This window comes from Rathayibacter tritici (assembly GCF_002932875.1).
Taxonomy (GTDB): domain Bacteria; phylum Actinomycetota; class Actinomycetes; order Actinomycetales; family Microbacteriaceae; genus Rathayibacter; species Rathayibacter tritici.
Genome location: NZ_PSWS01000061.1, coordinates 1 through 21,339, shown reverse-complemented (window position 1 = coordinate 21,339; position 21,339 = coordinate 1). Strand labels below are relative to the sequence as shown.

Sequence of the window (21,339 nt, the reverse complement as noted above, 5' to 3'; positions counted from 1 at the left end):
GTGGCCGAATACGCACAGGTCACCGCCGCCGACGCGATCGGCCTCGTCGAGCGCGAGGAGGTCTGGCTGTTGGATGTGCGGGAGCCGCACGAGTGGGCGGCGGGGCACGCGCCGGCCGCCCACCATATCCCGATGGGAGAGATCGCTGGGCGGCAGGACGAGCTGCCCACCGACACGGCCATCCTGGTGGTCTGCCACTCGGGAGTCCGCTCCGCAATGATCACCCAGGCGCTCGACGGCGCCGGCTACGAGGTCGCGAACATCGACGCCGGGATGACCGCGTGGGCCGCGGCGGGCGGTGCCGTGGTCGACGGCGAGGGGAAACCAGGCCGTATCGGCTGACTCCGCCAGTTCGCCGGGGGCGCGGCGGTCGTCGGCACTCTTCGCACGGGCGATAATGGGGCGATGGAGATCCCCGCGTGACGGAAACGACGACGACGTCCTCGACCGCTGCCCTGCGCAGACTGGTCCCCCGGATCTTCTCGCGCGCGCAGCCCTCCGGCGCGGTCGACACCCTTGTCCGCACCGTCCGGATGCACCACCCCAAGAGCGACATTGCGCTGATCGAGCGCGCGTACTCTGTCGCGGAGCGGGCGCACGCGACCCAGAAACGCCGCAGCGGCGAGCCGTACATCACGCATCCGCTCGCCGTCGCGCAGATCCTCGCCGATCTTGGGATCGGCTCGAAGACCATCGCGGCAGCGCTCCTGCACGACACGGTCGAGGACACCGACTACCAGCTCGACGAGTTGCGCGCGGACTTCGGCGATGAGGTCGCGATGCTGGTCGACGGTGTCACCAAGCTCGACAAGGTCAAGTACGGCGACAGCGCGCAGGCGGAGACGGTCCGCAAGATGATCGTGGCGATGTCGAAGGACATCCGCGTCCTGATCATCAAGCTCGCCGACCGCCTCCACAATGCGCGCACCTGGGGCTTCGTCCCCGCTGCGTCCGCAGCGCGCAAGGCGACCGAGACGCTCGAAATCTACGCGCCGCTCGCACATCGCCTCGGCATCCAGGCGATCAAGTGGGAGCTCGAGGACTTGTCCTTCGCGGTGCTCTACCCCAAGATCTACAACGAGATCGAGAGCCTGGTGAAGCGGAGGACCCCGCAGCGCGAGGAGTTCGTGCAGAACGTCATCGATCTGATCAGCGAGGACCTGCGCGCGGGCCGGATCCGCGGGCGCGTCGTCGGGCGGCCGAAGCAGTATTACTCGATCTACCAGAAGATGGTCATCCGCGGTCGCGAGTTCGACGAGATCTACGACCTGGTCGGTATCCGGGTACTCGTCAATTCCGTTCGCGACTGCTACGCCGTACTCGGCTCCATCCATGCCCGCTGGACCCCGATGCCGGGGCGCTTCAAGGACTACATCGCGACGCCCAAGTTCAACCTTTATCAGTCGCTGCACACGACGGTGGTGGGGCCGAAGGGTCGTGCGGTCGAGATCCAGATCCGCACCAATGAGATGCACCAGCACGCCGAGTTCGGTATCGCGGCCCACTGGAAGTACAAGGAGCAGATGGCCACCGGTAAGGTGCCCACCTCCGGGTCGAACGACACCGACCTCGCCTGGCTCGCGCATCTCTCCGACTGGCAGTCCGAGACCACCGATCCGAACGAGTTCCTCGACTCCCTCCGCTTCGAGATCGGCGCGAAGGAGGTCTACGTCTTCACTCCGAAGGGGCGAGTGATCGGCCTCCCGACGGGTGCGACTCCGGTCGACTTCGCCTATGCCGTGCATACCGAGGTCGGCCATCGGACGATGGGTGCGAAGGTCAACGGGCGGCTCGTGCCTTTGGAGTCCTCGCTGACCACGGGCGACGTGGTCGAGGTCTTCACCTCCAAGAATCCCGATTCCGGGCCGAGCCAGGATTGGCTGCACTTCGTGCAGAGCCCGCGGGCCCGCAACAAGATCCGCCAGTGGTTCACGAAGGAGCGGCGCGACGAGGCGATCGAGCAGGGCAAGGACTCCATCGCCCGTGCGATGCGGAAGCAGAACCTGCCGTTGCAGAAGTTGATGAGTCAGGACACCTTCACCGAGGTGGCGAGTCAGCTGCGCTACAACGACGTGGAGGCGCTGTACGCAGCGGTCGGCGAGGGCCACGTCTCGACCCAGTCGGTGCTCGAGAAGGTCGTCTCCTCCATTCAGGGCGATCCGGAGTCGGATGAGAACGAGGTCACCCTCCCGCGCTCGCCCCGTCCGCGCAGCCGCAGCAGCGAGTCGGGCGTTCTGGTCAAGGGTGCGCCGGACATCCTGGTGAAGCTCGCAAAATGCTGCACACCCGTGCCGGGCGACCAGATCGTCGGCTTCGTCACCCGCGGCGCCGGCGTCTCGGTGCACCAGGCGAATTGCCACAACGTGCAGGAGCTGCTGAAGGAGCCGGAGCGGATCGTCGACGTCGAATGGGCGCCGTCTTCGAAGAGCATCTTCCTCGTGCAGATCCAAGTGGAGGCGCTGGACCGCTCCGGACTGCTGAGCGACGTCACGCGAGTGCTATCGGAGCATCACGTCAATATCCTCTCGGCCACCGTCTCTACCTCCAGCGATCGCCTGGCGATCAGCCGCTTCGTCTTCGAGATGGGTGACACCACCCACCTCGACCGTGTGCTCAACGCGGTGCGCCGGATCGATGCGGTCTACGACGTCTACCGGGTGAACGGGGGCTGATCCCCGGGCGGGGTCGATCCGAGCGCCGCCCGTAGACGCCGTTCGACGATCCGCCGCCCAGCGACACCGGGCCCGTCCTCCAGCCGCTGGAGGACCGGGTGGAGGCCGGTGCGGGTGCTTCGCGAGAGCGCCTGGAGGACGCGGCCATCGCCCTCCGTCCGTGCCAGGTCGATCATCGTGCGGACCGCCGATGTGACGAGGGTGCCGCCGAGCTGCACCACATCGGCTTCGTCGAGGAGTACCTCGTGGCAGCACAGTCGGGCGCTCGTCGGCGGCTGGAGGCGTCTCCGCCTGTCGATCGAGGCGCTGTGCACCCGGGGAGGGTCGCGCAGTGCGCCGTGCACCCAGGCGGCGGAGAGACGGTCGGCGACCGACCCCTGAGGGAGCAGTGACCCCAGAGCAGCTGCTCGTTCGGGGGCGCCAATCGGAAGATCGGCGACGAGGAAAGCCTCATCGAGAGCGATCAGCTCGCCGTCCAACCGGGCGGCGCAGAGTTCGGCGAGGGAGGTGCCCGGGCAGCAGAACGGAGGGGAGACGCATGCAGCCCATGCTGGCCGATGCGCCTCCCCTCCGGAGCGTTACGGGCAGATCTGTGGAGGAATCGCCCGAGCGGGTCTAACCGATCGCGTCGAGCCAGATCTTCCGAGCGTCGAGCGCCTCCTGCGCCTGGGCGATGGCCGCGCGGTCACCGCGCGCCTTCGCTTCGTCGAGTTCGTCCTGGAGCTTCTGGATCGCGGCGGTCAGCTGCGACGCGAGGCCCTCCGAGCGTGCCTTGCGCTCGGGGTTGCTGCGGTTCCAGTGCTCCTCGTCGAGCTTGCGCACATGCGCCTCAACCTTGCGGAGCCGGTCCTCGACCGCGCGCACCTGCTCCCGCGGCACCCGACCGATCGCGTCCCAGCGCTCCTGGATCGAGAGCAGGACGCGCTTGGCTTTCTCGCGGTCCTGCTCCTGCAGAAGCGGCTCGGCCTCCTCGAGCAGGGCGAGCTTGAGGTCGAGGTTCTCGGTGTACTCGACGCTCTCCTGCGCGACGATCTCGGCCTTGGCGCCGTAAATCGCGTCGCCGGCCGCCTTGAAGCGTGCCCAGAGCGCATCGTCGAACCGCTTGCCGGCCCGTCCAGCGACCCGCCAGCGCTCGAGGAGCGCGCGGTACTCCGGGATCGCGTCGGCGCCCTGGGGCACCAGCGCCTCGGCCTGATCGATCAGCGCTTGCTTGGCCTGCTTGGCCTCACGATGCGCCGAGTCGAGGTCGGCGAAGAACGCCTTGCGGTTCTGCTCGATCGTGGTGCGGGCACCACGGAAGCGTCGCCACAGCTCGTTCGCGTCGTTCTTGGGCAGACGCGGACCCTGCTGCTGGTGGTTCTGCCAGCGCGCGAAAAGATCGTCGATCACAGCGCTCGCCTGCTTCCACTGTGTCTTCGCCGGGTCGACCGCCGCGAGCGCTTCGGCCTCGGCGACGATGGACTCGCGGTAGGCGAGCGCCTCCGACAGCGCGGCCTTCGACTCCGCCGCCTGCTGCTCGGTGAGGTCCTCGACCGAGCCGCCCAGCGCGTCCACGCGGGCCCGCAGCGCGTCAAGATCGCCGACAGCGTTCGCCTGCGCGACGGCCGCGGACAGCGACTGCACGGTGCGTGCCACGTCCCCGGCGGGGGCGCCCCGCTTGGCGCGCTGTTCGAGCAGGGAGACCTGCCCGGCGAGCTCCGTGTACTTGCGCTCGTAGTAGGCGAGCGCCTCCTCGGGAGTCGCATCGGGGTACTGACCGACCTCGCGCTCCCCGTCGCCGACGCGAACGTAGACCGTCCCGTCGTCGCCGACCCGTCCCCACGGCTGCTGGTCACTCATCGCTCGGAGCCTCACCTTGCTGTTCGATGTCGTGCTTCTCGGTGCCCGTCGCGTCGTCGGCCGGAGGGGCTCGACGGCCGGAGGGCCGAAGACCGCGCTCGGCCGCGAACGGGCAGTGACGACAAGCCTATTGCACTCCCCGCGCGGGCGGACCGTGCCGGTGCCGCGGGTGCCGCTCGTGGCGAGCGCGGTTACTGGACGGAGACGGAGCTGATGGTCACCGGTTCGGCGGGAGCGCCGTCGCCCGAGCCGTCGGCCGTGCCCTTCGCGACGACATCGCTCACCAGCGCGTCCAGGCCCGAGGTCACCTGTCCGACGACGGTGTACCCGCCGGCGGCGTCGGCGGGGAGGGTCGTGTCCTGGTAGACGACGAAGAACTGGCTGCCCTGGCTGTAAGCGTTTCCACCCTGACGGGCCATCGCGATGGTTCCGGCCGGATAGACGCCGTCCGCCGGGGCGTTCTCCACGGGCCCGTAGCTGTAGCCGGGGCCGCCGGTCCCGTCGCCGTCCGGGTCGCCGCACTGGAGGACGTAGAGGCCTTCGGTGGTGAGGCGGTGGCAGGAGACACCGTCGTAGAAGCCGGACTGGGTGAGGGAGATGAAGGAGGAGACGGCCTGCGGTGCCGCCCCGCCCGCGAGAGTGATGTCCAGCGGATCGTCGTTGATCGTGAGCGTGCCGGTCCAGTCGCGGCTCTCGGCGATGTCGGAGGAGGGGACGTCGCCGGTGTTCTCGCCCGTGGCGGCGGGCGTCGGTGTCGGCCCGGCGACCGGCGTACCGGGTCCGCCGGAGAAGTAGAGGAGCTGGGCGACGACCGCGAGCCCGATCACGACGACGGCAGCGACCGCCGCGATCACGTTGTCGCGCACGCGCCGCTTCTGCCTCGACCGGTGCAGGCTCTGACGGGCCTGATAGGCCCGGAGCCGGGTGCGCGCCTCGCGGTCGTTCGACTTGCCCTGGGCCACGTGTTCCTCCGACATTCTCGCCCGCGCGGCTTCGGCGCGGCGGCCCGCCCACGCAGGCCGGGTCGAGCCTACGAGAACCGCCGGAGGCGCGACAAACGCCGCTCCGTCTGGGGGCTCCGTCCGGTTCAGTAGAGCGACGGGTCCGCTGTCGGAGGCCGTCGTTACGCTGAGGGCATGACCATGCAGCAGGCCGGGCTCCGCTCGGGGGCGACTCCGCTCGCCGTCCGGATGCGGCCGCGCAGCCTCGAGGAGGTCGCCGGTCAGCGCCACCTCCTCACGCCCGGTTCGCCCCTGGTCGCCCTCGCCGCCGACACGACGGGTGAGCGGGGAGCGGTCTCCGTCATCCTGTGGGGGCCGCCCGGCACCGGCAAGACCACGCTTGCGCAGGCGGTCGCCCACTCCAGCGGGCGACGCTTCGTCGAACTCTCCGCCGTCACCGCGGGGGTGAAGGATGTGCGGCAGGTGATGGAGGAGGCGCTCTCCACCCGCGACCTCTACGGCACATCGACCGTGCTGTTCCTTGACGAGATCCATCGTTTCACCAAGGCGCAGCAGGACGCGCTGCTGCCCGGGGTCGAGAACGGCTGGGTGATCCTGATCGCGGCGACGACCGAGAATCCGTCGTTCTCGGTGATCGCCCCGTTGCTCTCCCGGTCGCTCCTGTTGACGCTCGAGCCGTTGAGCGATGACGACTTGGGTGTGCTGGTCGACCGCGCGCTCCACGACGAGCGCGGGTTGCGCGACTCCGTGATGCTCGACGAGGAGGCCCGTGCGAGCATCGTGCGCCTCGCCTCGGGAGACGCCCGACGGGCATTGACGGCGCTCGAGGCTGCCGCCACCTCGGCTCGCTCGGAGGCGCGCGAGGCCGACCGCGTCGCGCGGGCATCTGCCGTGGACGACGTCGACGATGAGGACGACGTGGACGATGAGGACGACGTGGACGATGAGGCGCCCGCCGCCGCCGCGGAGGAGCCCGTGCTGCCCGTGATCACGACGGAGGTGGTCGCGCGCGCCGTCGACCGTGCTCTGCTCCGCTACGACCGCAACGGCGACGAGCACTACGACGTCATCAGCGCCTTCATCAAGTCGATCCGCGGCTCGGACGTCGACGCTGCGCTGCACTATCTGGCGCGGATGATCGAGGCGGGGGAGGACCCGCGTTTCATCGCCCGCCGGATCATCGTCTCCGCCTCCGAGGACATCGGCATGGCCGACCCGCAGGCCCTCGTCGTCGCGATCGCCGCGGCAGACGCCGTGCAGTTCATCGGCATGCCCGAGGGGCGCATCCCGCTGGCGCAGGCGGTGGTGCACCTGGCCACGGCCCCGAAGTCGAACGCCTCCTACTCCGCCATCGACGCCGCCATCGCCGACGTCCGCGCCGGCAAGGCGGGGCGAGTGCCGGCGCACCTGCGCGACGCGCACTACCCCGGTGCCAAGCGCCTGGGCCACGGCAAGGGCTACCGCTACCCGCACGACGCCGACCTCGGCGTGCTCGAGCAGCAATACCTGCCGGACGCGCTCCAGGGCGCGCGCTACTACCGGCCCACCGAGCACGGGAACGAGCGGGACGTTTCGGCGCGACTGGCGAAGCTGCTGCGCATCATCCGCGGCGGCCGGGGCTGACTCAGCTCGGCCACCGGCGCTGGCCCGGCTCGGCCACCGGCGCACATGCTCCCGGCCTGATAGTCTTCGGAGGTTGCCCACCGCTCTGTAGCCGAGCGGAGCAGCACATCCCTCTGAATCGCGCAGTTCGCTACCGCGGTCACCCTTCCTCGGCACCCGCGGAGGACACGACCGCGGCGTCCGCCCTCCTCTCGGAGCCGGCGGATGAGAGCTGCGACCGAACCTCTCAGACCTTGGAAGGACCACAGTGTCGACCACCTCCCGTACCCGTTCGAAGACGCGCCTCTCGCGCGCCCTCGGCATTCCTCTGACCCCGAAGGCCGCCCGCTACCTGGAGAAGCGTCCCTACGCTCCCGGTGAGCACGGCCGGTCGAAGCGCAAGGCCGACTCCGACTACGCAGTCCGCCTGCGCGAGAAGCAGCGTCTGCGTGCCCAGTACGGCATCCGCGAGAAGCAGCTCCGCATCGCCTTCCAGGAGGCGCGCCGCACCCAGGGCCTGACCGGTGAGAACCTGGTCGAGCTCCTCGAAATGCGTCTCGACGCGCTCGTCCTTCGCTCGGGCTTCGCCCGGACGACCGCGCAGGCCCGCCAGTTCGTCACCCACCGCCACATCATGGTGGACGGCAAGACGGTCGACCGCCCCTCCTTCCGCGTGAAGCCGGGTCAGGTCATCCACGTCAAGACCCGCTCCGAAGGCACCGAGCCCTTCCAGGTCGCCGCCGCCGGTGGACACGTCGACGTCCTCCCCAAAACCCCGGGCTACCTCGAGGTCGAGATCGACAAGCTGCAGGCGACGCTCCTGCGCCGCCCGAAGCGCGCCGAGGTCCCCGTGACCTGCGAAGTTCAGCTCGTCGTCGAGTACTACGCGGCCCGCTGAATCCAGTTTCGTGCGAGAAAGGCCCCGGTGTCCGCGCCGGGGCCTTTCCCGTTCCCGGGGCCGTCCGATTTGCAGGACGTGGTGCGATTCGCAGGACGTGGTGCGGTTTGCAGGGGATCTCGACGTCCGGAGCCTGGATTCGCGGAAAAGTGGTCGATCCGTGGTCGCACCCCTGCACATCGTGCGGAGTCCTGCATACCGTGCGGAGTCCTGCATACCGTGCGGAGTCCTGCATACCGTGCGAAGTCCTGCACACCGTACGGAGTCCTGCACACCGTACGCGGGACGTCGCAGGGCTCGCGTCCGACCGGTCGGCGGCCCGTCGCTAGGCTGGAGTGCCGCGCTGGGCGGCATCGAAGGGAGGTCACCGTGACCGGTGGAGACATCGCAGGGCTCATCGCTGCGGGGGTGTTCGCGATCCTGGTCGCGATCGCCGCGATCCCGCTCTGGAAGCTCGGACGCGTCTTCGACAGCACGAGCGAGGCCATCAAGCAGGCGAGCGACGGGCTGACTCCGATTCTTGACCAGTCCGCGTCCACCCTCCGCGAGGCCAACCACCAGCTCGCCCGGGTCGACACGATCACCAAGGACGTCGCCGAGGTCACCGGCAACGTCAACGCGCTCGTCGCTCTTACCGCCGCGACCGTCGGCGGTCCGCTGATCAAGCTCGCCGGCTTCACCGCCGGAGTCCGTGCCGTGCTCGTCGCCGGACGCACCGCGGACAAGGTCGGAGCGGCGACCGGTCGCACCGTCGCCAAGCGCTCGAAGCGTGTGCGCTCGAAGTAGTACTGCGCCCGCGCCCTAGAATCGAACGGGTCAGAATCGAACGGGTCGTCGCGCCGTCGCGCCGCCCCATCGCCGTGGAAGGACACCCCGTGAAGAACATCCTCTTGATCGTCATCGGGATCGGCCTCGGATTCGCGGTCGCCCACCAGGTCTCGCGCACCGAGGCGGGATCCCGGCTCTTCGCCGACCTCAACCGCACCGCGAAGGAACTCGGTGAGGCCGTGTCCGAGGGATACCACCAGCGCGAGGCCGAATTGAAGGCCGCCATCGGCGAAGGCTGACGCCCTCGCCGCCCGACATCCGCGTCGTCACCGACCGAACCGTAACGGAACCCATGCAGACCGCAGACATCCGCAACCGCTGGCTCGACTTTTTTGCGAGCCGCGGCCACACCGTGGTCCCCTCCGCGTCCCTCGTGAGCGAGGATCCGAGCCTCCTCTTCACCGTCGCCGGCATGGTGCCCTTCGTGCCCTACCTCACCGGAGTGGTCCCGGCACCGTATCCGCGCGCGACCAGCGTGCAGAAGTGCATCCGCACCAACGACATCGAGGAGGTCGGCAAGACCCCTCGTCACGGCACGTTCTTCCAGATGAACGGCAACTTCTCCTTCGGCGACTACTTCAAGGAGGGTGCGATCGGCTACGCCTGGGAGTTGCTTACGGGCGCCGAAAGCGACGGGGGACTGGGCTTCGACGAGAAGGACCTGTGGGTCACCGTCTACAAGGACGACGACGAGGCGATCGCGCTCTGGAAGTCGATCGCGGGTCTGCCGGACGAGCGCATCCAGCGCCTGGACAGGGACACCAACTACTGGTCCACCGGCCAGCCCGGCCCGGCCGGCCCCTGCTCCGAGATCTTCTTCGACCGCGGACCCGCCTATGGCATCGACGGCGGGCCGGTCACGGACGACGATCGCTACGTCGAGATCTGGAACCTCGTCTTCATGCAGTACCTCCGCGGCGAGGGCACGAGCAAGGTCGACTTCGACATCCTCGGCGAGCTGCCGCGCAAGAACATCGACACCGGCATGGGCCTGGAGCGGGTTGCGTTCCTCAAGCAGGGCGTCGAGAACATGTACGAGATCGATCAGGTCCGTCCGGTCCTGGACCGCGCTGCGGAACTCTCCGGCCGCCGTTACGGCGCGACCCACGAGGACGACGTGCGGATGCGCGTGATCGCCGACCACGTGCGCTCCTCGCTCATGCTGCTCTCGGACGGGGTAACGCCCTCGAACGAGGGACGTGGCTACATCCTGCGCCGCCTGATGCGCCGCACCGTGCGCGCCATGCGCCTTCTCGGAGTGGACACTGCGACGTTCCCCGAGCTCTTCACCGCCTCGCGCGACGCGATGGCCGCGGCGTACCCCGAGGTCTCCACCGAGTTCGAGCGCCTGTCAAGCAGCGCGTACGGCGAGGAGGAGGCGTTCCTGCGGACCCTCGCCGCCGGCACCGAGATCCTCGACCTCGCAGTACTGAAGACCAAGAAGGCCGCATCGCCGACCCTGCCGGGAGACACCGCGTTCCTCCTGCACGACACTTTCGGGTTCCCGATCGACCTGACCCTCGAGATCGCCGAGGAATCCGGTCTGTCGGTCGACCGAGAGGCGTTCGACTCTCTGATGACCGCGCAGCGCTCCCGTGCGAAGGCCGACGCGACGTCGAAGAAGTCCGCGTTGGCCGACCTCTCGGTCTACGCCGACTTCCGTGCACACGGCGAGACGCTGTTCACCGGCTACGACGTGCTCGACACCGAGTCGCGCATCCTCGGCCTCATCGTCGGCGGCCACTCCGTGACGAAGGCGGTCGCGGGCGACATCGCCGAGGTGATCCTGGAGGCCACGTCTCTCTACGCGGAGTCGGGTGGGCAGGAGGCGGACGCGGGCCGCATCGTCGGCTCCGGCTTCGACCTCGAGGTCCTCGACGTGCAGAAGCCCGTCAAGGGCCTGATCAGCCACACGGTGCAGGTCGCCAGTGGCGAGGCCGGAGTGGGCGACGCCGCCACCTCCGTCGTCGACCGCGACTGGCGCCGGGGAGCCGCACAGGCCCACTCCGGAACGCACCTCATCCATGCCGCCCTGCGGCAGGTGCTCGGACCGCAGGCGCACCAGTCCGGCTCGTACAACAAGGCCGGCTACCTGCGCCTGGACTTCTCGTGGAATCAGGCGCTCTCGCTCGAGACGCGCAGCGAGATCGAGGAGATCGCCAATACGGCGATCCGGGACAACCTCGAGGTGGTCACCCGCGAGCTGCCGATCGACGAGGCGAAGGCACTTGGAGCGATGGCTCTCTTCGGCGAGAAGTACGGCGACGTCGTGCGGGTCGTCGACATCGGCGGGCCCTGGTCGCGCGAGCTCTGCGCGGGCACGCACGTCGGCCGCTCCTCCGAGGTCGGTGTGATCAGCCTGGTCAGCGAGTCCTCGGTCGGATCGACGAACCGCCGCGTGGAGTCTCTGGTGGGCAGGGAGGCTTTCCGCGAACTCGCCGCCGAGCGGGCGCTCGTCAGCACGATCTCCTCGTCGCTGAAGACCCCGCGCGAGCAGCTGCCCGAGCGGATCGGCGAACTGGTGGCGAGCCTCAAGGCCGCCGAGAAGCGGATCGCCGCCTTCGAGGCCAGGGCTCTCGCCGACCGGGTCCCCGCCCTCGCGGCCACCCGACGCACGCTGGGCGGTACGACCGTCGTCGCCGAGAGCATCGGCGCCGCGGGGTCGACGGACGAGCTGCGCTCGCTGGTCACCTCCGTCCGTGAGCGGCTCGGCGCCGAGCCGGCCGTCGTCGCTCTGGCCGCGGACGTCTCGGGCAAGCCCGCCGTGATCGTCGCCACCAACCAGGCCGCCCGCGACCAGGGACGCCGCGCGGGCGCGCTCGCGAAGCGCGCCGCCGGGATCCTGGGCGGCGGCGGAGGCGGCAAGGACGATCTCGCGCAGGGTGGCGGTTCGGACGTCTCCGCGATCGACGCAGCGCTTGACGCCGTCGTGCAGGAAGCGACCAGCTGAATGGTGCGGTTCGGCGTCCGGCTCGGCATCGATGTGGGCCGCTCCCGCATCGGAGTCGCGCGCTGCGACGCCGACGGTCTCCTCGCGGTGCCGGTGGAGACGGTCGCGCGGGCCAGCGCTGACAGCGGATCCGCGGACGTCTCCCGGATCGCCCACCTCGCCGCCGAGTACGATGCCCAGGCAATCATCGTCGGACTACCGCTGTCGCTGTCGGGGGCCGAGACGGCCTCGACGGAGGACGCCCGCGGATTCGCCCGACGACTCGCCGAAGCGGTTCCGACCGCTGCGGTGCGCCTCGTCGACGAGCGGCTGTCGACCGTGACCGCCCAGAGCGCCCTGCACCGCTCCGGACGCACTACCCGCGGCTCCCGTGCCGTGATCGATCAGGTCGCCGCCGTGGTGATCCTGCAGCACGCCATCGATTCCGAGCGCTCGGCCGGCACCCCGGCCGGAGTGTCGCTCGAACCGAACGAAGGATCTCCCCGTGACCGACGTCCCCCCGAGCCGCCGCGACGCCCGCGCCGCCGAGTCAGCGAAGTCGACTCCGCCCGCCTCGACCCCGGAGCAGGGAGCCGCACCGACTGAGGCGCACGACCCGCTCGCCCGCCTCTTCACCGGGCCCGATGTGCCCGCGCCCCGCGGCCGCGACGACGCCGTCGCCCTCGATGCGAGCGCACGCCCGAAGCGGCGCCGCTCCTCCCGCACGACGCGCGGCGCGAGGAAGCGCCGCAACCACCGCGGGCTCATCGGCGGCCTACTCGCCTTCGGCGTCTTCGCGGCCCTCGTCGCGATTGCCGTGACCATCTTTCTCGAGCCGGTACGCGGCCTGTTCGCCGAGCCCGAGGCCGCCGACTATACCGGCACTGGATCCAGTGAGGTGCTCTTCACGATCCACCAGGGCGACGACGGGAGCGACATCGCGAACAACCTGGTGTCGGACGGCGTCATCAAGTCCTACGCCCCGTTCTACAAGCTGCTCCTCTCGCAGAGCCCGGAGCCGGTCTTCCAGCCCGGCGCCTACTCGCTGAAGGCCGAGATGAGCTCCGAGGCCGCCCTGTCGGCCCTGCTCGATTCGGACTCGACGCGCCTGGCGAACACCTTCGTCATTCCCGAGGGCACGGCATTGAAGGCGGCGCTTCCGCTGATCGCCGACGGCACCGGAGTCGCTCTGACCGACCTCGAGGCGGCGGCCGCGGACTGGGGTTCGTTCGGTCTCCCCGCCGGGGCGACGAGCCTTGAGGGCTTCCTGTTTCCCGCGACCTACGACATCAATCCGTCGACGCCGGCTCACGACATCCTGAAGACGCTCGTTGACCGGATGTACCAGTCGCTCGACAGGGCCGGTGTGCCCGTCGACGACCGCTACCGCGTCGTGGTGTTCGCTTCGCTCGTGCAGCGCGAGGCGCGGGTGGCCGCGGACTTCCCGAAGGTTGCCCGGGTGTTCCAGAACCGCCTCGATCAGGGCTGGCGCCTGCAGTCGGACGCCACCGTCGCCTACGGCACGGGCGCGACCGACCGCGTCTCCACGACCGACGCCGAGCGGAACGACGCCGGCAACGTCTACAACACCTATCAGCGCGACGGACTGCCGCCGGCGCCGATCTCGAACCCCGGCGACGTCGCGATCAACGCGGTCGTGCACCCGGCGGACGGCACCTGGATGTACTTCGTCACGGTGAACCTCCAGACGGGCGAGACGGTCTACTCCACCACCGACGCCGAGCACACCGCGGCCGTCGCCCAGTGGCAGGCCTGGATGCGGGACCACCCGGAGTACCAGTGACGCGCGTCGGGTACCGCCTGGCGGTCCTCGGCTCGCCGATCGCCCACTCGAAGTCGCCGGCGCTGCATGCCGCCGCCTACCGGGTGCTCGGACTCGACTGGAGCTACAGTGCCGTCGAGACGACTGAGGCGACACTCGCCGATGTCCTCACTCGCGGCTCCTGGCACGGCCTCTCGCTGACGATGCCGCTGAAGCACGCGGTGCGACCGCTGCTGACGGAGGAGGACGCGGTCTCGACGGCCACCGGCGCCGTCAACACGGTGCTCGTCGACCGTTCCGGTCCCGTGCCGCTCCTGCGCGGCTACAACACCGACGTGACGGGAATCGTCCGTGCCCTCGACGAGGCCGGAGTGGCCCGGGCGGGGTGCGTCCAGATCCTCGGCGGGGGAGCGACCGCCGCCTCAGCCCTGGTCGCGGCGGTGGAACGGGGTGCGGACCGCGTCGAGGTCGTGCTGCGCACGCCCGCCAAGGCCGCGACGCTGATCCGGATCGCCGGCGAACTCGGTGTCGACCTCGTCGTCCGCTCGTTCGCCGACTGGTCGATGGGTGCCCCGCTGGTGATCTCGACTCTGCCCGGCGGGGCCGCGGACGGCCTCGACGTCCCCGACACGGTGGTCGCGGGCTCGACGCTCTTCGACGTCGTTTATTCCCCGTGGCCCAGCGCGCTTGCCCGCCGCTGGGACGCGGTCGGCTCGCCGGTCGTGTCGGGTCTGGGAATGCTGCTCCACCAGGCGCTCGTACAGGTGCGGATCTTCGTCGTCGGAGATCCCGCTGTGCCGCTCGAGCGTGAGGACGAGGTGCTCGCGGCACTCCGCCTGGCCGTCTCGGCGGGTCCGGTGCCCTGAGCGCGTGTGCGAGAATCGGAGGATGCTCCGTTGGCTCACGGCCGGGGAATCCCACGGCCCCGAACTCGTCGCCGTCCTCGAAGGACTGCCGGCGGGTGTCTTCGTTTCTCTCGACGACATCCGCGCCGACCTGGCACGCCGGAAGCTCGGCTACGGCCGCGGCGTCCGGATGGGCTTCGAGCAGGACGAGCTCACGATCTCCTCCGGTGTCCGCCACGGCGCGACGATGGGCAGCCCCATCGCCCTGCGCATCGGCAACACCGAGTGGCCGCGCTGGGAGGACGTGATGTCGGCCGAGCCCCGTGACCCCGAGACTCTGCCCAAGGGCCGCGGAGCCCCGCTCACCCGCCCCCGCCCCGGCCACGCCGATCTGGTCGGCATGCAGAAATATGCTTTTCCGGAGTCGCGCAATGTCCTCGAGCGCGCCTCCGCCCGCGAGACCGCGGCCCGCGTCGCACTCGGCGCCATCGCCCGCCGGTTCCTCGGCGAACTCGGCATCACCCTCGTCAGCCACACCCTCGCCATCGGATCGGTCCGCGTGCCCGAGGGCTCGCCTCTGCCGGCACCGGCCGACGTCGATGCTCTCGATGCCGACCCGCTGCGCTGCCACGACGCCGCGACCAGCGCGCTCATGGTGGCCGAGGTGGATCGCGCGCACGAAGACGGGGACACCCTCGGCGGAGTGGTCGAGGTGCTCGCCTACGACCTGCCGCCCGGCCTGGGCTCCTACGTGCACTGGGACCGTCGGCTCGACGCGCAGCTCGCCGCCGCCGTGATGGGCATCCAGGCGATCAAGGGTGTGGAGGTCGGTGACGGCTTCGTCACCGCCACCCGCCGCGGGTCCGAGGCGCACGACGAACTCTTCCAGACGGCCGATGGCATTTCTCGCTCCAGCGATCGCGCGGGTGGCACCGAGGGCGGGATGAGCACCGGGACCGTCCTGCGGGTCCGCGCCGGCATGAAGCCGATCTCGACCGTGCCGCACGCGCTACGCACCGTCGACGTCGCTACCGGGGAGTCGGCGGGAGCCCACCACCAGCGCTCCGACGTCTGCGCGGTACCGGCGTCCGGCGTGGTCGCGGAGGCCATGATCGCCCTGGTGCTCGCGAATGCAGTGCTCGAGAAGTTCGGCGGGGACAGTGTCGCCGAGACCCGCCGCAATCTGCAGGGCTACCTCGCCGCCATCCCCGTCGAGCTCCGCACGGCCTCGTCCAGCGATCCGGCGCTCGGACTCGTCTGATGGTCCGGCCCCTGGCAGTTCGTTGATGGCGGGTCATGACACGGGCGCGGCCCGAGCTCGCGTCGTCCTGATCGGCCCGATGGGCGCCGGGAAGACGACGATCGGCAAGCGGGTCGCTACGGCACTCAGCGCCGGGTTCGTCGACTCCGACGCCGAGTTCGTCCGCAGCCACGGTCCGATCACCCCCTATTTCGACGCACACGGCGAGGCCGCGTTCCGTCGCGAAGAGCGGAAGGTCGTTGAACGCGCCGTTCGCCGCGACGTGGTGCTGAGCCTGGGTGGGGGAGCGGTGCTCGACCTCGACACGCGCGCCGACCTCGCCGCTGTGCCCGTCGTGCTCCTGACCACCACGGCCGAGGCTGTCCGCGACCGTTTCGGCTCCGGCTCCCGCCCGCTCGTGCGCGGCGGAGTCGACGACTGGGTCCGCATCTTTGAGGAGCGGCGTCCGGTCTACGAGGCCCTCGCCGACCGTGTCGTCGACACCTCCCGACGGCCGATCACCCTGATCGCCGCCGAGATCGCTGAGTGGCTGCGGGCACCGCATCCCTCCGGAACCCCTGCACCATCGGAATCGGCGGCCTTCAGCCGCCCGAGCGGAAGACAGTCATGAACGACGGCACCACCGCCCTCTCCGTCACTGGCGAGAACGGCTACGACATCCACGTCGGGCGCGGACTCCTCGACGGCCTGGCCGACGCGATCGGCCCCCGCGCCGCGAAGGTGCTCATCGTGCACCCGCCGACCCTGGCGGTCCTGGCCGCCGACATCCGCGAGAGCCTGCTTGAGCGCTACGAGGTGCTGCTCGCCGAGGTGCCGGACGCCGAGGCTGCGAAGCGTGTTGAGGTCGCCGCGTTCTGCTGGCAGGTGATGGGCCAGTCCGACTTCACCCGTACCGACGTGGTCGTCGGTTTCGGCGGCGGGGCGATCACCGATCTGGCCGGCTTCGTTGCCGCGACCTGGCTTCGCGGAGTCGATGTCGTGCAGGTGCCGACCACGGTGCTCGGGATGGTCGATGCGGCCGTCGGCGGCAAGACCGGTATCAACACGGCCGAGGGCAAGAACCTGGTCGGCGCCTTCCACGCGCCGAGCGCCGTCGTCGCCGACCTCGACGTGCTGACCAGCCTTCCACGCAATGAGGTGCTGGCCGGCTTCGGCGAGATCGTGAAGTGCGGGATGATCGCGGAGCCGCGCATCCTCGACATCATCGAGTCGGATATCGACTTGGCAACCGATCCGACGTCGGAGGAGTTCCGCAGCCTGGTCGAACTGTCGATCGGGATCAAGGCGCGCGTCGTCGGCGAGGACTTCACCGAGAAGGGTCTGCGCGAGATCCTGAATTACGGGCACACTCTCGGGCACGCGGTCGAGCATGCCGAGCGCTATCAGTGGCGCCACGGTGCAGCCGTGTCGGTCGGGATGATGTTCGCCGCTGAGCTCTCCCGCCTGACCGGATCGCTGAGCGATGCCGTCGTCGACCGGCAGCGCAGCATCCTTGAGTCGCTGACCCTACCGACGAGTTACCCGCTCGGCCGATGGGAGACACTCCTCGCCGCTATGCAGCGCGACAAGAAGAGCCGCGCGGGCATGCTCCGCTTCGTGGTGCTCGATGACCTCGCTCGGCCGAGTATTCTGCAGGGGCCGGAGACGTCGCTGCTGTTCGCGGCGTATCAGGAGATCGGGTCGTAGGTTCGCTCGGGCTTACGACGACGGGAGGCGATCCAGACCGACATCCTCATGATGCGCGCGAGCTCGTGGATCCGGTCGAGAAGCAGAGCAGGCACTTTCGAGTCGGAGTCGTCGAGGGCATCGACGACCGTCTCCAGGCAGAGCACGTACTCGGTGTGATCGTTCAACTCTCGGCACCAGAAGAACCAGTCGGGATCGAATCGCTCCTCCAGCCGATCGAGCAGGTGGTCGAGGGCGAGTTTCATTCGGCGGGAATACAGCATGCCCAGGCCCTTGCGCAGGATGAGCACGGTCTCTGGACGCATCGACTCGCGGTCCTTCCGGCGCCACAGGCCCCTCGCGCGGAGGAGATCAGTCGATCCTGCTCTGTTCTTCCACGTCTCGGGTGGAGCCTGGGCACCCACCCGCCGCGGGACCCGATCCATCACTGTGTCGAGTTTCACGATGTTCTCGACAGGGTAATGGCGGAGCAGGACGTCTGACAAATTCTCTCCCTCCACGGCCTGGAGGAGTTCTCTCAGGCAGGGGGCGAAATCCTGAGGGCTCAGCGGATGCCGCAGATATACCTCAGCGTGCGGATCGAGTTGCCGCCGCACCCGATTGAACGCCGTACGGAGGTCGGTGCGCACACGGCGAAGTCGCTCGTCGTCCCTGGGTTCTCCTGATCGTGATGATGCGTGATGTGACCGGGACTGCCACGCCGAGTTCTGCTAGAGCCTCATTGAGGCTTATGCAAAATCGGTTTCTTTCTGGATGAAGAAGATGAGGCCGCGGACCGCGTTGAAGGCGTCGTGGAAGGTGTGTAGTGGTCGCCGGTAGTCGGTGTGAAAGATGCGCCAGGTTTTGATGTGAGCAAGTGTTCTTTCGATCACGTACCGGTGAGTGTTCACGAAGCGATTGTGTTGCTTCGCGTGATCTAGCACATGTTTTTGACCTGGCTGCTTTTTTATGGGTGTAACTATTCCGGTGCCTTGGTAGCCTTTGTCGGCCAGCGTGTTCGAGAGGTTGAGGGTGTCGGCTAACCCGGTTTCTCGAAACGCGTGGGCATCATGATGCTTGCCCGCGATGGGATCCGAGATGTGGATCAACCGGCCGGAGAGGTCGGCGAGGACTTGGCAGTTGTGCCCGGTGGTCTTGCGTTTCCCGGAGTACAGCTCGGGCGCGTCTGCCCAGGACCAGCACGGCAGGAGGGTGCCGTCGATTGACGGCGTCGTCCCGCGGAGCGCGGCGTCAACGTCCGGCTGCTCGTCGTCGACAACGACATTGAGCATCGCCTCAACCACCGCGATCGTTCACGACACGGTCGACTGACTGATACCGACCACATCAGCGACCAACTGCTCGGTGACATTCTGGCGATAATAGAGGAGAGTGATCTGCGGTGCCCCGGCGAGCGAGAGTGTGCGTGGCCGTCCTCGACGCCGATTCCACGTGAACTCGTTCTCGATCCGTTCGGCGAGGATCGCGTAGTGCTCGGCCGTCATTCCCGTAGTAGTCTGTGTGTGCACCGGCTGGTTCCTGTGCGAAGAGTTTCTGTCGAAGGTTGCTCTTCAAGCACAGCGGACCAGCCGGTGTTAACCGTGAACGACACGCACGAATCCATGTCGATCAATCGGATTTTGCATAAGCCTCAATGTAATGAAAAGTCTCACCAGCTGCGTCGAGTTGGTCCAGGAGTTGCATTGGTTTCTCGGGAAGACGCTCCTGGCGGCCATATAGGGAGACGAGAAGAGCCGCGCGGGCATGCTCCGTTTCGTGGTGCTTGACGACGTCGCCCGGCCGAGCATCCTGCAGGGGTCGGAGACGTCGCTGCTGTTCGCGGCGTATCAGGGGTCGTAGGTCTGGGCTCCGGGTCGGGCGCTCGTGGTGGCGACCGTGGTCCTTCTCGGGTCGTCGTCGGTGCGGAGATGTGCGGGAGACCTCCACGGCTCAGAGTGATCGGAGGCGATCCAGACGCCTGCTCGACATCTCCATGATGCGCGCGAGCTCGTGGATCCGATCGAGGAGCAGGGCGGGGACTTTCGAGGCGGAGAAGTAGAGGGCGTCGACGACAGTCTCGAGGCAGAGCGTGAACTCCGTGTGTTCGTTGTACTCTCGGCACCAGGAGAACCAGTCGGGATCGAAACGCTCCTCCAGCCGATCGAGCAGGTGGTCGAGAGCGCGCTCCATCCGTTCGGAGTACAGCATGCCCAGGCCCCTGCGCAGAATGTGTACGGTCTTCGGACGCAGAGTCCCGTGGCCGTCCAAGGGCGATAGGCCCCTCTCGCCGGTGGATTCGGTCGGCCCTGTGTTCCCGTCCCCTGGAGTAGGTGAGGCGCGGGCGCCCTCGTAGCGGGGGAGCCGATCCATCACGGTGTCGAGGTTCACGATGTACGCGACGGGGTAGTTGCGGGTCAGCACGTCCGCCCAGTTCTCGCTGTCCAACTCCTCGAGGAGTTCGTCGAGACAGAGGGCGAAATCCTCCTCGCTCAGTGGATGGCGAAGATAGACCTCGGTCCCCGGATCGAGTCGCCGATGCACTCGTTCGAGTGCCGTGCGGAGGTCGCTGCGCACACGACTGAGTCGCTGATCGTTCATGGGTTCTCCTGTTCATGATGATGTGTACGTGGCGACGGAGTCGAGGTCGAGGGCCGTCTGCTGCCGGGAGTGGCGCGTTCACAGGCTTGCGCTGTCGTGAGGGGTAGTCGGATGCCGACGCCGCGGGCAGTGTCTGGACGTCGACTCCCGTCGCGGGATGCGAGGACACCCAGGACGCCCAGCGAGGCTGAGTTGTGCGCGGCGCCGAGTCCGAGTGCTTGGAGCGCCAGGTTGCTGGCCGCGGACCAGGCGTCGGTGCGATCCGGTTGTGAGTCCGCCTACCATATGTCAGGCAAGGTGGTTTGCGATCTCGTAAAGTTTCGTGCGCAAGACGCCCAGATCGTTATTGAGCCCTCGCGGATACTTGCCGTTCCTGTAGATGACGGCGTCGTTGAAAGAACCCATTCCGCCATACAGGTGAATGACCTTCCGCGACACGCGGCTGACGTCGGTGGAATCGTGTGAGCTGTCCACCTCGTCGAGCAAAGAGTGTATCGCGCCGGCCCAGAAGGAGTCTTTGCCTCTGCTGAAGATCCTCTCCAAGGCCTTGAGCGTTTCGCGCAAAGCATTGACATCGGTCAAGCTTCTCATGGGCGAGAACTTTCGCGCTCTCCATGAGCCGCCGCTGAATGATGACGTGCTGTGCAACTCTCCTTCATGGAGATCATCCATGGTTGGCCGTTTCTGCTCGCTCATTCCGATCTCAAAACCTGCCATGATCTTGGGTCAATGCTCATCGTGGTTCCGAGCGAAATGATTCTCCGAATAACGTCGGACGGAAGCGGTTCGTCGACCTCGCTCAGCTCGTAAGCAAGCTGATCCAGGCAGAGCGCGTACTCTCCGTTGTCGAGGTAGTCTGTGACGCGCTGGGCTTGGTCAGGGTTCGTCGTGTCGATCGTCCGTTCGAGCACGTCGTTTAACTGTTGCTCGCGCACGGCTTGAAGTTTCTTATCCACTTTTCTCCCTAATAAACTGGAAACATGGGCGTGCATTTTGTTGGCGCGTCGATTACTAAATTGCAGTAGGAGTCTTGCGCCTAGTCTTTAGAAATGCGGCACGACTGGCCCTAGCGGACTGGATGAGCGGTGATGATTCCCTCCCCGCTCGGCGCGACGACGACTTTGATTCTAACTCCGTCTCTTTCGCCAGTCACGTTGAATCTAGGCCGATACAGTTCCGACGACGGATCAATTCCAGGCGGGAGTGATTGAAGGTTCCATTTGAGTGTCGGATCAGTCGCGACGTCCGATATTTCGTGCATAATTTTCTCATCGGACCACTCTTCCGGGAAGGGTGTTTTTCCGCTGAGGCCCGGCCAGCGATGTCCGCCTGAATTTCTATTTCCTATTTGCTCGCCGTCGAGGATATGCCTGGTTCGTGAGGGGCTGGCGAGGTTGATGTATTCCTCGGGGACGGGTTTGACGGCGTTGAGCGGTTCGCTCGGGGTGGTGATGTCT

Annotated in this window: 23 protein-coding genes and 1 pseudogene; 14 read left to right on the top strand and 10 right to left on the bottom strand. The window is 67.9% G+C overall.

The window, feature by feature from the left end:
- Positions 1-342 carry a rhodanese-like domain-containing protein gene (locus tag C5D07_RS11840; RefSeq protein ID WP_068252767.1) on the top strand — a complete coding sequence of 114 codons (342 nt, stop codon included), beginning with the start codon at positions 1-3 and terminating at the stop codon, positions 340-342.
- Positions 343-419: 77 nt separating this feature from the next.
- Positions 420-2,672: a RelA/SpoT family protein gene (locus C5D07_RS11835; RefSeq protein ID WP_068252769.1), complete on the top strand. Its 2,253-nt coding sequence runs from the start codon at positions 420-422 to the stop codon at positions 2,670-2,672.
- Here C5D07_RS11835 and C5D07_RS11830 read toward each other — a convergent pair.
- The 3 genes from C5D07_RS11830 to C5D07_RS11820 form a co-directional block, all read right to left on the bottom strand.
- Positions 2,651-3,151, bottom strand: a complete 501-nt coding sequence (locus tag C5D07_RS11830; protein WP_104259422.1) for a hypothetical protein — start codon at positions 3,149-3,151, stop codon at positions 2,651-2,653. The two genes, C5D07_RS11835 and C5D07_RS11830, sit on opposite strands and share 22 nt — an antisense overlap.
- Before the next feature lie 136 nt (positions 3,152-3,287).
- Entirely contained in the window at positions 3,288-4,511 is a 1,224-nt protein-coding gene (locus C5D07_RS11825; RefSeq protein WP_104259421.1) for a DUF349 domain-containing protein, read from the bottom strand.
- Positions 4,512-4,702: 191 nt separating this feature from the next.
- A complete protein-coding gene (locus C5D07_RS11820) occupies positions 4,703-5,473 on the bottom strand; it encodes a peptidylprolyl isomerase (protein WP_237358244.1) in 771 nt (256 codons plus the stop codon).
- Between the two features lie 174 nt (positions 5,474-5,647).
- Here C5D07_RS11820 and C5D07_RS11815 point away from each other — a divergent pair, with 174 nt between their 5' ends.
- The 11 genes from C5D07_RS11815 to aroB all read left to right on the top strand — a co-directional run bounded on the left by C5D07_RS11815 (position 5,648) and on the right by aroB (position 17,305).
- Complete coding sequence (locus C5D07_RS11815; protein WP_104259420.1) at positions 5,648-7,096, top strand: replication-associated recombination protein A; 1,449 nt, start codon at positions 5,648-5,650, stop codon at positions 7,094-7,096.
- 247 nt (positions 7,097-7,343) lie between these two features.
- A complete protein-coding gene (gene rpsD / locus C5D07_RS11810; RefSeq protein ID WP_068210518.1) occupies positions 7,344-7,973 on the top strand; it encodes a 30S ribosomal protein S4 in 630 nt (209 codons plus the stop codon).
- A 369-nt stretch (positions 7,974-8,342) separates the two neighbouring features.
- The gene (locus C5D07_RS11805; protein ID WP_068252779.1) at positions 8,343-8,759 is read left to right on the top strand and encodes a DUF948 domain-containing protein; all 417 of its coding nucleotides are present in this window, start codon (positions 8,343-8,345) and stop codon (positions 8,757-8,759) included.
- An 89-nt stretch (positions 8,760-8,848) separates the two neighbouring features.
- On the top strand, positions 8,849-9,040 hold the full coding sequence (locus tag C5D07_RS11800) for a hypothetical protein (protein ID WP_068252781.1): 192 nt from the start codon (positions 8,849-8,851) through the stop codon (positions 9,038-9,040).
- A 53-nt stretch (positions 9,041-9,093) separates the two neighbouring features.
- Complete coding sequence (gene alaS, locus C5D07_RS11795) at positions 9,094-11,751, top strand: alanine--tRNA ligase (RefSeq protein ID WP_068252783.1); 2,658 nt, start codon at positions 9,094-9,096, stop codon at positions 11,749-11,751.
- Complete coding sequence (ruvX, locus tag C5D07_RS11790; RefSeq protein WP_068252786.1) at positions 11,752-12,336, top strand: Holliday junction resolvase RuvX; 585 nt, start codon at positions 11,752-11,754, stop codon at positions 12,334-12,336.
- Positions 12,236-13,534, top strand: a complete 1,299-nt coding sequence (gene mltG, locus C5D07_RS11785; protein ID WP_170063548.1) for an endolytic transglycosylase MltG — start codon at positions 12,236-12,238, stop codon at positions 13,532-13,534. Before ruvX ends, mltG begins: the two co-directional genes overlap by 101 nt.
- Positions 13,531-14,379 carry a shikimate dehydrogenase family protein gene (locus tag C5D07_RS11780; RefSeq protein WP_104259418.1) on the top strand — a complete coding sequence of 283 codons (849 nt, stop codon included), beginning with the start codon at positions 13,531-13,533 and terminating at the stop codon, positions 14,377-14,379. The genes mltG and C5D07_RS11780 overlap by 4 nt, the downstream gene beginning before the upstream one ends.
- A gap of 22 nt (positions 14,380-14,401) precedes the next feature.
- Positions 14,402-15,619, top strand: a complete 1,218-nt coding sequence (gene aroC, locus C5D07_RS11775) for a chorismate synthase (protein ID WP_068252791.1) — start codon at positions 14,402-14,404, stop codon at positions 15,617-15,619.
- A gap of 25 nt (positions 15,620-15,644) precedes the next feature.
- Positions 15,645-16,229 carry a shikimate kinase gene (locus tag C5D07_RS11770; protein ID WP_068252794.1) on the top strand — a complete coding sequence of 195 codons (585 nt, stop codon included), beginning with the start codon at positions 15,645-15,647 and terminating at the stop codon, positions 16,227-16,229.
- Complete coding sequence (aroB, locus tag C5D07_RS11765; RefSeq protein WP_068252797.1) at positions 16,226-17,305, top strand: 3-dehydroquinate synthase; 1,080 nt, start codon at positions 16,226-16,228, stop codon at positions 17,303-17,305. The genes C5D07_RS11770 and aroB overlap by 4 nt, the downstream gene beginning before the upstream one ends.
- Here aroB and C5D07_RS15445 read toward each other — a convergent pair.
- The 3 genes from C5D07_RS15445 to C5D07_RS11750 all read right to left on the bottom strand — a co-directional run bounded on the left by C5D07_RS15445 (position 17,287) and on the right by C5D07_RS11750 (position 18,813).
- A complete protein-coding gene (locus tag C5D07_RS15445; protein ID WP_104271367.1) occupies positions 17,287-17,610 on the bottom strand; it encodes a hypothetical protein in 324 nt (107 codons plus the stop codon). The genes aroB and C5D07_RS15445 overlap by 19 nt on opposite strands.
- A gap of 423 nt (positions 17,611-18,033) precedes the next feature.
- The gene (locus tag C5D07_RS11755; RefSeq protein WP_084415851.1) at positions 18,034-18,588 is read right to left on the bottom strand and encodes a transposase family protein; all 555 of its coding nucleotides are present in this window, start codon (positions 18,586-18,588) and stop codon (positions 18,034-18,036) included.
- A 9-nt stretch (positions 18,589-18,597) separates the two neighbouring features.
- Complete coding sequence (locus C5D07_RS11750) at positions 18,598-18,813, bottom strand: helix-turn-helix domain-containing protein (protein WP_146076762.1); 216 nt, start codon at positions 18,811-18,813, stop codon at positions 18,598-18,600.
- A gap of 214 nt (positions 18,814-19,027) precedes the next feature.
- Between C5D07_RS11750 and C5D07_RS16165 the strand changes: the two are divergent.
- Positions 19,028-19,144 (top strand): annotated as a pseudogene (locus tag C5D07_RS16165) (3-dehydroquinate synthase); the annotation flags it as partial.
- A 90-nt stretch (positions 19,145-19,234) separates the two neighbouring features.
- On the opposite strand, the gene C5D07_RS11745 reads toward C5D07_RS16165, so the two are convergent.
- The 4 genes from C5D07_RS11745 to C5D07_RS11730 form a co-directional block, all read right to left on the bottom strand.
- Positions 19,235-19,882, bottom strand: a complete 648-nt coding sequence (locus C5D07_RS11745; protein WP_068252803.1) for a hypothetical protein — start codon at positions 19,880-19,882, stop codon at positions 19,235-19,237.
- Between the two features lie 288 nt (positions 19,883-20,170).
- A complete protein-coding gene (locus C5D07_RS11740; protein WP_146085091.1) occupies positions 20,171-20,599 on the bottom strand; it encodes a DUF6966 domain-containing protein in 429 nt (142 codons plus the stop codon).
- Positions 20,575-20,838, bottom strand: coding sequence for a hypothetical protein (locus C5D07_RS11735; RefSeq protein ID WP_068252809.1), 264 nt, complete (start codon positions 20,836-20,838; stop codon positions 20,575-20,577). Before C5D07_RS11735 ends, C5D07_RS11740 begins: the two co-directional genes overlap by 25 nt.
- Before the next feature lie 110 nt (positions 20,839-20,948).
- Positions 20,949-21,339, bottom strand: a 391-nt coding sequence (locus C5D07_RS11730) for an EndoU domain-containing protein (protein ID WP_170063547.1), incomplete at its 5' end; no start/stop codon positions are given.